At 62.7% G+C, this 10,839-nt stretch carries 13 protein-coding genes; 9 read left to right on the top strand and 4 right to left on the bottom strand.

What is annotated here, in order from left to right; all coding sequences use genetic code 11:
• The first annotated feature begins 779 nt into the window (after positions 1-779).
• The 9 genes from rpmH to CGLAUT_RS12125 all read left to right on the top strand — a co-directional run bounded on the left by rpmH (position 780) and on the right by CGLAUT_RS12125 (position 7,478).
• Complete coding sequence (gene rpmH, locus CGLAUT_RS12165) at positions 780-917, top strand: 50S ribosomal protein L34 (RefSeq protein WP_095660940.1); 138 nt, start codon at positions 780-782, stop codon at positions 915-917.
• A gap of 40 nt (positions 918-957) precedes the next feature.
• Positions 958-1,308, top strand: coding sequence for a ribonuclease P protein component (gene rnpA / locus CGLAUT_RS12160; protein ID WP_290185511.1), 351 nt, complete (start codon positions 958-960; stop codon positions 1,306-1,308).
• A complete protein-coding gene (gene yidD / locus CGLAUT_RS12155) occupies positions 1,308-1,595 on the top strand; it encodes a membrane protein insertion efficiency factor YidD (protein ID WP_095661211.1) in 288 nt (95 codons plus the stop codon). The genes rnpA and yidD overlap by 1 nt, the downstream gene beginning before the upstream one ends.
• A 9-nt stretch (positions 1,596-1,604) precedes the next feature.
• Positions 1,605-2,579 carry a membrane protein insertase YidC gene (gene yidC, locus CGLAUT_RS12150; protein WP_290185509.1) on the top strand — a complete coding sequence of 325 codons (975 nt, stop codon included), beginning with the start codon at positions 1,605-1,607 and terminating at the stop codon, positions 2,577-2,579.
• Positions 2,580-2,739: 160 nt separating this feature from the next.
• Entirely contained in the window at positions 2,740-3,357 is a 618-nt protein-coding gene (gene rsmG, locus CGLAUT_RS12145; protein WP_290185507.1) for a 16S rRNA (guanine(527)-N(7))-methyltransferase RsmG, read from the top strand.
• Positions 3,358-3,360: 3 nt separating this feature from the next.
• The gene (locus tag CGLAUT_RS12140) at positions 3,361-4,209 is read left to right on the top strand and encodes a ParA family protein (RefSeq protein ID WP_290185505.1); all 849 of its coding nucleotides are present in this window, start codon (positions 3,361-3,363) and stop codon (positions 4,207-4,209) included.
• Between the two features lie 27 nt (positions 4,210-4,236).
• On the top strand, positions 4,237-5,358 hold the full coding sequence (locus CGLAUT_RS12135) for a ParB/RepB/Spo0J family partition protein (protein WP_290185503.1): 1,122 nt from the start codon (positions 4,237-4,239) through the stop codon (positions 5,356-5,358).
• Between the two features lie 17 nt (positions 5,359-5,375).
• Positions 5,376-6,050: a hypothetical protein gene (locus CGLAUT_RS12130; protein WP_290185502.1), complete on the top strand. Its 675-nt coding sequence runs from the start codon at positions 5,376-5,378 to the stop codon at positions 6,048-6,050.
• A gap of 75 nt (positions 6,051-6,125) precedes the next feature.
• Entirely contained in the window at positions 6,126-7,478 is a 1,353-nt protein-coding gene (locus CGLAUT_RS12125; protein WP_290185500.1) for an RNA-binding domain-containing protein, read from the top strand.
• A gap of 7 nt (positions 7,479-7,485) precedes the next feature.
• Here CGLAUT_RS12125 and CGLAUT_RS12120 read toward each other — a convergent pair whose 3' ends face one another.
• The 4 genes from CGLAUT_RS12120 to CGLAUT_RS12105 all read right to left on the bottom strand — a co-directional run bounded on the left by CGLAUT_RS12120 (position 7,486) and on the right by CGLAUT_RS12105 (position 10,764).
• On the bottom strand, positions 7,486-8,667 hold the full coding sequence (locus tag CGLAUT_RS12120) for an N-acetylmuramoyl-L-alanine amidase (RefSeq protein WP_095661210.1): 1,182 nt from the start codon (positions 8,665-8,667) through the stop codon (positions 7,486-7,488).
• A 78-nt stretch (positions 8,668-8,745) separates the two neighbouring features.
• Positions 8,746-9,069, bottom strand: coding sequence for a thioredoxin (gene trxA / locus CGLAUT_RS12115; protein WP_290185499.1), 324 nt, complete (start codon positions 9,067-9,069; stop codon positions 8,746-8,748).
• Positions 9,070-9,127: 58 nt separating this feature from the next.
• A complete protein-coding gene (trxB, locus tag CGLAUT_RS12110) occupies positions 9,128-10,150 on the bottom strand; it encodes a thioredoxin-disulfide reductase (protein ID WP_290185497.1) in 1,023 nt (340 codons plus the stop codon).
• Between the two features lie 62 nt (positions 10,151-10,212).
• Positions 10,213-10,764 (bottom strand): sigma-70 family RNA polymerase sigma factor, encoded by a 552-nt coding sequence (locus tag CGLAUT_RS12105; RefSeq protein ID WP_095660930.1) that lies wholly within the window; start codon positions 10,762-10,764, stop codon positions 10,213-10,215.
• Positions 10,765-10,839 lie beyond the last annotated feature (75 nt).

Below are 10,839 nucleotides of genomic sequence, written 5' to 3'. Positions count from 1 at the left end.
TACCCGCTCCTTCCGCCTCGTTGTCCTGATCCGTCAGCACATGTGGAACTACAACGCTCCACAGGGCTGGGAGGCCATCGATGCCCCCCTCACCTTGAGATCCACAGTGTTATCCACAGGTGTGGAGTACTTTACAACGCAAAGTTATCCACAGGAAATCACACTCATGTGGATAAGTGGAAAAGTGCTTAATTAAGGCTCTGAGCAGCGCGAACGGGCTACGCGGGAGCAGAGTCTCAAGTGCAACTTCACAGCTATCCACAGCCGGAATTCCGGTTGTGACGTTGTGGTGTTGCACTATTGTTACCTCGTTTCGGGAGACTGTGTCGAGCGAGTGGCGGAGATCGCGCTGTTGCGCACCCCTGCCCAAAGCGTTCAGGTTCGAACAGTTGTTTTGGATAAATGGTAACTACAATCCAAACTCCGCAGGACTGCTCGGCGAGTCGCTGTCCGGACGCACATTAAATACAGCGTTGTAATTTCGGGGGTACCGCTTGCTACCCCGGCGGGAGAAGTCGGCGCCGATTTGTCGGCTGGCGCGAAAGTCACGTACCCTGTGGTGGTCGATCACATCAGGTGCGCCTGGTGTGCGTGAGAGCACTGCGCAAACTGTGAACCGGGCCGCTTGAGGCGAGACGGTGACCGCGGTGCACGCGAGCTGTGATTTCGCAATCTCAACACCTCGTTAAATACCGGGACGGCTGTTGCCCCGGGAGGGTGGACGCGCAAGCAAGCGCCCACACCCGCAGGCCGTTCGAAACTGCTTGAAGGAGTATTCCGTGTCTAAGCGGACTTACCAGCCGAACAACCGCCGCCGCGCACGCAAGCACGGCTTCCGCCACCGCATGCAGACCCGCTCCGGCCGCGCGATCGTCTCCGCACGTCGCAAGAAGGGCCGCGCTCGCCTCAGCGCATAACGCGCCGCGAAGCGCTCGAGCGCGTCTTCACGCCGAAACGGTGCTACCCCGCCCGCACAAACTCGCTTCATCCGAGGACTTCCGTCAGGTGATGAAGCGGGGTGTGCGAGCGGGGTCTTCGACGTTAGTAGTCCATCTCTACTCACGCGATGACCTGGTAATTCAGGGCGGGCCCAGGTTCGGGCTCATCGTGTCCAAGCAGGTAGGCAACGCCGTGACCAGGCACGCGGTTTCGCGGAAGGTTCGAGAAACGGTTCGAGGGGGCGTCGATAAGCTGGAGCGAAATCATGATGTTGTGGTGCGAGCCCTGCCCGGAGCTGCCACCGCAACCTCCGCTGAGCTTGAGCGCGACTACGCCAAGGCCCTGAGCAAGGCCCTTCGGAAGCTGTGATTGTGAATTACAACTTCCTCGGCGACGAAATCCCGGAAGCCCGCGGGCCGTTGGCAAAAGCCGTGGTGGGGCTGGTGCGTGGTTACCAAAAATACCTCTCACCCCTTAAGATGAGTGGAAGTTGCCGCTTCATGCCTGTATGCAGCGCGTATGCGCTCGAGGCTGTCTCGCGGCACGGCGCGCTGAAAGGTGGCGCGATGGCCGGGGCGCGCCTGTGCAAATGCGGGCCGTGGCACCCGGGCGGGTTCGACCCGGTGCCGGGAAGCGTGAAAAGAGTTGAGGAGTAACACCGAACAGTGCTGAATTTCGTTTACTGGCCGATCTCCTGGGTGCTGCGGTTCTGGCACGAAGTGGTCGGCGTTGTTGTGCCCAAAACCTCGGGGCTGTCCTGGGTGCTGGCCATTGTCCTGCTGACCTGCACGGTGCGTATCTTCCTGGTGCGGCCGATGGTCAACCAGATGCGCAGCATGCGCAAAATGCAGGAGGTCCAGCCGAAGATGCAGGCCATCCGCGAGAAGTACAAAAACGACCAGGCCAAGATGGCCGAAGAGATGCGCAAGGTGCAAAAGGAGATGGGCGTCAACCCGCTCGCTTCGTGCATCGTGCCGATCGTGCAGATGCCGATCTTCCTTGGCCTGTTTCACGTGCTGCGCTCCTTCAACCGCACCGCCGGCCCGAACCAGCCTGGTTTGTCGATTGAAGAGAACCGCAACATTGCCAACTACGCCTTCCCGGTGGAGGACGTCCGCTCCTTCCTTGATGCGACCGTCTTTGGCGTGCCGCTCTCCGCATATATGTCCATGCCGGAACAAGCGTTCGCGGCGTTTACCGGCGTTGACCTGACGCGTACGCACATCGTCGCCGTGTGTCTGCCGATGGTGCTCATCTCTGCGGCGTTCGTGCACCTCAACGCTCGAATTTCCATCAACCGCCAGAAGGAGCGCCGCGCCTCCGGTAAGGTCGCCGCCCCTGTCGGTGAACAGGCGCAGATGATGGAAGCTCAGATGGGCATGATGAACGGCATGTTGCTGTGGATCATGCCGATCATGATCGTCGCCACTGGCTTCATGTGGCACGTGGGCTTGCTGGTCTACATGCTGTCCAACAACATTTGGACGTTCTTCCAAACCCGCATTGTCTACGACAAGATGGACAAGGAAGAAGCCATCGAGGAAGCGCAGAAGCGCGAGGCCAAGCGCGCCTCCGCCCCGCAGGTCGCCGCACGCAAGGTGGACAAGCGCTCCAAGAAGCAGCGCAAGCAGGGCAAGTAGCTTTTCGACGGCTGCGTCGCACCGCCTCAGCATCAATCCGCGTCCCGCCGGGCGCGGATTTTTGTTTCTACCGGGGCGGCCGTTCTGATTGGTCGCTCGCCGGAGCCGTTTACTAGAGTTGGGTGGAAATTACCCAAGCCGCGTCAAGGAGTGCACAGCCGTGTCGGATCAGGTCCCTGCCATCGCCCACGAGGTCTTCGGTGACCGGGTTGACCTGGCCGCGGCATACCATATATCGCTGGCCACCACTGCGACTGAGCGGGGGTTTATCGGGCCGAAAGAAGTCGACCGGCTCTGGGAGCGGCACGTGCTCAACTGCGCGGTGATCGGCGAGGCCTTTGAGGACGGGCTGAACGTGGCGGACATCGGCTCCGGCGCCGGGTTGCCCGGCATCCCGCTCGCCATCGCGCGACCCGATCTAAACGTGACGCTGATCGACCCGCTGCTGAAGCGCTCGGTCTACCTCGCCGAGGTCAAAGACGAGCTGGGGCTAGACAACGTCACCGTGGTTCGTGGCCGGGCGGAGGAGCAGCCGAAGGCGCAGTTTGATGCGGTGACTTCTCGCGCGGTTGCGCCGCTGGGCAAGCTCGCGAAATGGTCGCTGCCTCTGGTTCGCAGTGGCGGTGCGATGGTGGCGATGAAGGGGGCGTCGGTAAGCGAAGAGCTCGAAAGAGACAGAACTGACATTAAGGCTGCCGGCGGTGGTGACTCGACGATCTTCACTGTGGGCGACATGCTGGACCAACCGACAACTTTGATCCGGATTGTGAGGCGGTAACCGATGGCGCGCGTGGTCACAGTAGCGAACCAAAAAGGCGGCGTGGGCAAAACCACCACCAGTGTGAACATGGCTGCGGCTCTGGCGCACCAGGGTGCGAAGGTGCTGGTGATCGACCTGGATCCGCAGGGCAACGCCTCGACGGCGCTCGGCGCGGAGCACACCTCCGGGACTGTTTCGAGCTACGAGGTGCTAATTGGTCAGACCGAGCCGGCGGATGCGATGCAGGCGAGCAGCCAGCATGACGGGTTGTTCTGCATCCCGGCGACGATTGATCTAGCCGGCGCGGAGATCGAGCTGGTGTCGATGGTGCGCCGCGAGTATCGCCTGCACGACGCGCTGCGACGTGGGTTCTTGGAGGAGCAGGGCTTCGACTTTGTGTTCATTGACTGCCCGCCGTCGCTGGGGTTGATCACGATCAACGCGATGACCGCAGTCGATGAGGTGCTGATTCCGATCCAGTGCGAGTACTACGCGCTTGAGGGCGTGGGCCAGCTGCTGGGCAACATTTCCATGATCCGCGAGCACCTGAACCATAACCTGCACATCTCCGGTGTGCTGCTCACGATGTACGACGCGCGTACCCGCCTGGCCTCGGACGTTGCTGATGAGGTGCGCAACCAGTTCGGTGAAGTGGTGCTGAAGAACGTGATCCCGCGCTCCGTGAAGGTGTCCGAGGCACCGGGATTCGGACAGACAGTGATTGAGTATGACCCGACTTCGCGCGGCGCAATGGCATACTTCGATGCAGCAAAAGAGTTCTCGGAGCGCGGCGATTACCAGCCGCACGAGACCACCGGCCCGATCGGCGTGAGCCCGGAAGTCTACGCACAGCTCGAGGGCGAAAACTAGGGTTTTCAAGGACGAGGAGTACAAGCGATGGCACAGGAACGCAAAGGTGGCCTTGGTCGCGGACTCGCGGCGCTGATCCCGTCGGCACCCGCGGACATGGACAAGTCCGGCAAGACCGGCGCGATCGGCGGCGGCGCGTCCGACATCATCTTTGGCAAGCAGTCCGCGGACGGTGCGAAAGGTGCCGGTTCTAAGGACCAGACCGCCGCGCGCGACCCGAAGCCGAAAAAGCCCAAGCGCCCCAAGGGTTCCCCTCAGGTCTCCGGTGCGCCGAAGACCGTCGCCGGCGCACCGACCGTCACCCCTGCGAACGAGAACGTGATGCAGCCCGTGCCGGTTGGTGGCGCGCGCTACCAGGAGATCCCGCTCGGGCAGATCATCCCGAACCCGAAGCAGCCCCGCCAAGTCTTCGACGAAGATGAGCTGAACGAGCTCGTACACTCCATCCGCGAGTTCGGCCTGCTTCAGCCGATCGTCGTGCGTGACACTCGCGAAGGCTTCGAGCTGATCATGGGCGAGCGCCGCTGGCGCGCAGCGTCGAAGGCGGGACTCAAGTACATCCCAGCGATCGTGCGCGAGACCTCCGACGAGGACATGCTGCGCGACGCGCTGTTGGAGAACATCCACCGCGTCCAGCTCAACCCGCTCGAAGAGGCAGCCGCCTACCAGCAGCTCCTCGAAGAGTTCGGCGTGAACCAGGAACAGCTCGCCGAACGCCTGGGTCGCTCGCGCCCCGCAATCACCAACGCCATCCGCCTGCTCAACTTGCCGGTTGCTGTCCAGCGCCGCGTCGCAGCAGGCGTGCTCTCAGCAGGTCACGCGCGCGCACTCTTGGGCATCAAGCTTGGCGACGATACCTCCGACGCCCAGGACCGCCTCGCGGAACGCATCGTCGCGGAAGGCCTTTCCGTGCGCGCGACCGAAGAAGCGGTCACTTTACTGAACAAGCACGGTGAGGCGCCTGACAAGCCGAAGCGCGAACCGACTCCGCAGCCGGAGTTCCTCTCCGCCGCCGCAGACCAGCTTGCCGACGTGTGGGATACCAAGGTTTCCGTCACAATGGGTAAGCGCAAAGGCAAGATCGTCGTCGAGTTCGGCGACCGCGAGGACTTTGAGCGCATCATGGCGCTCATTCAAGGCGGCGAGTAATAGGAGGTACTTCGGGCATGGCACACAGTCGCGACACCTCCGCGCGCGTTGTGCCCCTCCGCATCGGTTCACTCGACCGCCTGCACCCGAAAACCGCCTCGAGTGTGTTCTGGGAGCTGGATCCCCTGGTGGCCGGCCTGGTTTCCGGGGTGAGCGAGGCTGATCCCCAGATCGATAAAGAGGCCTGGCTCGTCGCTTCAGCGTTCAATCACGAACCCGTCGGGTTTTCCATCATCGACGCAGCGTCAGAGACCGGCGCCCTCGCCACCATTCTCTACTGCCCCGCCGCCGATGCTCCAGGCGCGGTACGCATGCCCACGGCCCCGGTAAGCAAAGATGCGTGGCTGGTGACCAGTCTGCACATCGACGAGGCGGCCCGCCGCCGCGGCTGGGAGTCCGTGCTGTTGGATTCGGTGATCGGCGCCGCGACTTCAGCCGGCGTCTCCGCCCTAGAGGTTTTCGGCGTGCGCGCGGGCGGTCCGAGGGACAAGCTCTCGCCCGCGTGTGCGGAGCTCGTCGATGCGGTGCCTCAGATCGGCCTTACCGAGGTCTCAATCCTGGAATCCGCGGGGTTCAAAGTCGCGGCAGACCACCCCGCGATCCCGCGCTTGCGTCTCACGCTTCCACCCGATTTCGATCTCCTCACCGCGCACGAGATCGCCGATCTTCTCGCCGAGGTCCCCGCGCAGTAATTCATTCAATCATCAACTCATCACCGAGCTGCCACGGTGAATTACATTGATGTAATCACCTGCTACCCTACGTTCATGCGCGCCGATGAGATTACAAAGCTGATCGCCCAAGGTGAGGGCCTTGATGTTGCTTTCGCACGCCGCGTGTCGGCCGCATACATCAATGAGCGGCGAGTGATTGAAATAATGGCATGCTTGGCCAATTCACGCGGTGGCACGCTACTCATTGGGGTTGATAGCGACGGCACCGTGAGCGGATGCCACCCTTTCCACGGCAACACGACCGACCCCGCCACACTCGCCGCAGCGGTTTTCCGCAACACGGCCCCGGGGCTCGCTGTTGACGCGCGGGTCGTCGAGATAGACGGAAAAGACGTTGTCGCGGTGACCACCCAAGCGCATTCGAGTCCCGTCGCCACCCACTGGGGCACGTATCGCACCCGGAGTCTCAACGCGCAGGGCGTGCCTGAATGCGTCGGCATGGATCCGGCGTACCTCTTCACCCGCTACCGTGACGCGAATGGCACCGACTGGGCGCTGACCCCAGCCCCGGGCGCGACCCTCGCGGATCTGAACCCCGAAGCCATCGCCGAATTTCGCACGCTGACCAGCGATAGTCACCTGCAGTCTCTCGATGAGGAGGGTCTGGTTCGCGCACTCGGCTTCTACGATGACTCCCTTGAGCCGGTTGCGCTCGGTGCCCTCGCCCTTTTCGGAGAGCAGTTTGCTTTACGACGATTTCTGCCCCACCACCACCTCGTCATCGCTGACCGTCGAGCGACTCCCCGGACTTACCGCAGCAGCGCTCCCCTGGCACTGATGCTTTCGAACCTGCAACGTAACAGTGACGTATTCGGCGACGGCCTGCCTTTGGTGGTGAACGCACTTACCCACCGCGACTACTTTGTTCCACAGCCGGTGTACGTGGCAATTGACGGCAAAGGCCTCCGCGTCACCAGCCCGGGCGGGGTGCCGCGCGGGGTGAACTTACAAGCAGTTGCCGACGGTCAAGCGACATACGCACCCCGCTCGCTTTACCTCGCCACCGCACTCGCACGCATGGGCATCGCGCGTGCTGCGGGCAGCGGCATCGCAGATCTTTCCGCGGCGCGGAAAACTCAGCGTGCTACTCCCCTGTCGTTTGCCGGTTCGCACGATCAGGGCGTAGTCGCTTCGCTGAGTTGGGACACCGAAGGCGGTGTTGCGGCTGCGTCAGAGCAGAGTTCTGATGTTGATCAGCTGAGCGAGAACGAAGCTCGCGCTTTACAAACGGTTCGCGACCTGGACGGACGCAGCGCATCGAGCAGTGAAATCGCAACGAAAACGGGTTTGAGTAAGCAGCAGGCCTACCGCGCACTGCGCAAGCTTGTCGACGCTGGCCTGATCCGCCGCACCGGCGAGACTCGCACCACCCGCTACTCGGTTTAGGCGGGCGTTAAGCGAGTTCTTCGCGCAGCAGGTCAGTGAACTTGTAGGTGCCTGTCGGCTGGTCGTCCATATCCAGCAGGTAGAGACGCTTCACCGCCACCACGATGGCTTCGGCGATGGCGTCGCGCTGCTTCGGATCGGTGAGCACCGCAACATCGCCGGGGTTGGTGAGGTAGCCAGCGACCACTTCTACCGACGGCATCCGGGTCATGCGCAGCATTTCCCAGGTGCGTCCGTGATTGTGGCAGTTGCGCAGATCCGTACGCGCGGCGATCTCGCGCTGGATGTACCCGGAGAGCGTCTCTCCCGTCATGGAAGATGATCCGTGCTCGGAGCCGAAGTAAAACGTTGCGACGCCGTTCGCCTTCTCGTTGGAGTAGCGGTCCAACTTCAGCGAAATCACCAGGTCAGCGCCGAAACTGTTCGCCAGATCGGCACGTGCCTTGGTCGAGGGGTTGTCCCCACGCGGGCGGGAAAGGATTGTCTCCATACCGGCTGCAACCATGCGACCCTCGACGCGCTGGGCCAGATCCCAGATGATCTCTTCCTCAAGGATCTCGCCGTAAGGTCCATCCACCGACATGCCACGCTGATCGCCGCCCAGACCCGGGTCGATCACCACGCGTTTGCCGCTCAACCGGGGACCGGCTTGGCGCACGTGCTCGCGCTCGCGGATCGCGTGCGCGGAGCCGCCGGTGATGCGCCGGCCCAGCAAGCTCAGTGCGCGCAGCGTCTCTGGACCGCAAACGCCGTCGTCCTCGAGTCCGGTGTCTAGCTGGAAATTCGCCAACGCCTCGTGCGTGATCTGGCCGAAGCGACCATCCACGCGTTGCTGGTAAAACCCCAGCTCATGCAGCTGCTTCTGCAACTCGGCGACATCGTCGCCAACGAGTGGCTGGCTCGGCTGGTAGCTGAGCACGCGGGCACCGAGCTTGTACGACGCCTCACGGATCTCCCGCAGGGTCAGCTCGTCGATGTCGCCGGAGGGCACGATGCCTCGAGACTGTTGGAAGGCCCGGACTGCGGCGGCCAAGGAGTCGTCGAAAAGCATCTCCTCCTTTGAAAACCTGCGGGAGTTGAAGGTGTCGATCTCGCCCTGGTACCCCTCGAGCAGGCCGAGACGCGCGAGTGAGGTGCGGACCTCAGCTACGCGCGCGCTCGAATCACCGACGCGGAGTACGTCTCGCACCATGCAGGAAGTCCTTTTCTCTCAAACGTTGCTGCCAATTATGCAACCAAACCAATGCGTGCCGACTTTCGGCGCGCGCTAAATGTGCGACTGTACTCGCTTGACGATTTCGCTCTTCGGCCGCAGCCCAACGAACTCGTCGACCTTGTCGCCGCCCTTGAATAGAAGCACCGTCGGGATGGACATGACCTGGAACATTGCGCCGAGCATACGCTCCTCGTCGACGTTGACCTTGGCCACCTTGACCTGGCCGTCCATCTCCGAGGCGACCTCATCCAACACGGGGCCGAGCTTTTTGCATGGCCCGCACCACTCGGCCCAGAAGTCCACCAGCACCGGGGTCTCGGATTCGATGACCTCCGACTTGAACGTTGTCTGCGTGACGTCGATCGGTGCGCTCATGGTTCTCCTTTGCCGATAGTTGCCTGCAACCACTTTAGATGTTGACGTGCCTACGATGCTAAAGCGCCGCGAGGTAGTGCTGTGCATCCAGGGCCGCGCGGCAGCCGGAGCCCGCCGCGGTGATCGCCTGCCGGTAGGTCTTGTCCACCAGGTCGCCGGCTGCGAAGACACCGGGGACGCTCGTCGCGGTCGAGGGTTCCGCGACCTGCACGTAGCCGCCCTCGTCGGTGGCCACTTGGCCTTCGAGGAAGCCGGAGCGCGGGTCGTGGCCGATGGCCACGAACATGGCGGTCGCATCAAGCACGCTCGCCTCGCCGGTCACCACGTTGCGCACGCCCAGGCCCTGCACCTTGCCGCCGCCGTCGATGACTTCCTCCACGATGGTGTCCGTGAGGAACTCGATCTTCTCATTGTCCTTCGCCCTTTGGAGCATGATTTTCGACGCCCGGAAGTTCTGCGATCGGTGAATCAACGTCACCTTGGAGCCGAACTTGCTCAAGAAGTCCGCTTCTTCCATCGCGGAGTCGCCGCCGCCGACCACGGCGATGTGGTGGTCCTTGAAGAAAAAGCCGTCACAGGTCGCGCAGGTGGACACGCCGTGGCCGGTCAGCTCCGCCTCGCCCGGAACGCCGAGGTGGCGAGGTGCTGCACCGGTGGCCAGGATGATGGCCTTTGCCTGGAACTCTTCGCCGTCGACGTAGACCTTTTTAATGTCACCGCTGAAGTCGACGCGTTCCACTAGCTCGGAGCGCAGGTCTGCGCCGAAGCGCTCCGCCTGGTCGCGCATGTCGCCCATGAGGTCCGGCCCCATCACGCCCTCGGCGAAGCCCGGGAAGTTTTCCACCTCGGTGGTGTTCATCAGTTCGCCGCCGTACTCGTAGCCCTCGAACACGAGCGGGTTGAGCTCGGCGCGCGCAGCGTAGATCGCGGCGGTGTAACCGGACGGCCCGGAGCCGATGATGATCAGGTCGTGCACCTTGCCGGTGCCCTCAGCGGCCTTGGTGCTCTCAGTACTCTCGGAATGAGTCTCGGTCGCAGCGTCGCTACCGGTGTTCAAGGTGATAAAGCCGGGGTTAGTCATGATGGGGGGTTCAGCCTGCTTTCGCGTATGGATATCACTTCCAAACGCCCGCAAGTGTAGCGCTATTCCCCGTCAGCCATGGCAGCCGCCACGAACTCGCGCGCACGGTACCGGCGTGACTTCACGGTCCCCGGTCGCACCCCGAGTTCGTCGGCGGCGGAATCAACGCTCATCCCTTGGACGTCGATAAGCTCTAAAGCTCTTCTTTGAGCTGCGGGCAGCTTCGCGACTGCTTGCCGGAGCGCGAGGAACTGCTCGATGGTCGCGGTGGGATCGTGCGCGAGATAGCGGTTGGCGTCCTGCGCGACCACGTCGTCGTCGTAGCTCACCGTCGGCCCGCGCCTGGCCATACGGCGTTGATGGTCCAGCGCCGCATTGGTCACCGTGCGATGCAGCCACGTTGACAGCTGTGCTTCCCCGCGATAGGTGTGCAGGCTGCGGCTCGCGCGAAACAGCGCTTCCTGCACGATGTCCTGAGCGTCTTGCTCATTGCGCGCGTAGTTGCGTGCCACGTAATACATCCGCTGGCGGTGGCGGCGCACAATCAGCTTGAACGCGCGCACATCCCCCGCCACATAGTCCCGCGCCAGCTCACGATCCGTTCGATGCGGCATGCTGTCTCCCCCGATCCCCCGTTCCCCCAATACCTTCCAGGTCAATTGTGCCGGGTAAGGCGCAGCTTGGGAACC

The sequence above is a fragment of the Corynebacterium glaucum genome (assembly GCF_030408855.1).
In the GTDB taxonomy this organism is placed as follows: domain Bacteria; phylum Actinomycetota; class Actinomycetes; order Mycobacteriales; family Mycobacteriaceae; genus Corynebacterium; species Corynebacterium glaucum.
The sequence above is the reverse complement of the archived record's forward strand: the minus strand, read 5'-3'. Positions and strand labels throughout refer to the sequence as shown.

What these genes read in the sequence shown, in the direction of transcription:
- CGLAUT_RS12140 (WP_290185505.1), top strand. Translation starts at nt 3,361, where the DNA reads ATGGCGCGCGTGGTCACAGTAGCGAACCAAAAAGGCGGCGTGGGCAAA.
- CGLAUT_RS12135 (WP_290185503.1), top strand. Translation starts at nt 4,237, where the DNA reads ATGGCACAGGAACGCAAAGGTGGCCTTGGTCGCGGACTCGCGGCGCTG.
- CGLAUT_RS12130 (WP_290185502.1), top strand. Translation starts at nt 5,376, where the DNA reads ATGGCACACAGTCGCGACACCTCCGCGCGCGTTGTGCCCCTCCGCATC.
- CGLAUT_RS12125 (WP_290185500.1), top strand. Translation starts at nt 6,126, where the DNA reads ATGCGCGCCGATGAGATTACAAAGCTGATCGCCCAAGGTGAGGGCCTT.
- trxA (WP_290185499.1), bottom strand. Translation starts at nt 9,069, where the DNA reads ATGAGCGCACCGATCGACGTCACGCAGACAACGTTCAAGTCGGAGGTC.
- trxB (WP_290185497.1), bottom strand. Translation starts at nt 10,150, where the DNA reads ATGACTAACCCCGGCTTTATCACCTTGAACACCGGTAGCGACGCTGCG.
- CGLAUT_RS12105 (WP_095660930.1), bottom strand. Translation starts at nt 10,764, where the DNA reads ATGCCGCATCGAACGGATCGTGAGCTGGCGCGGGACTATGTGGCGGGG.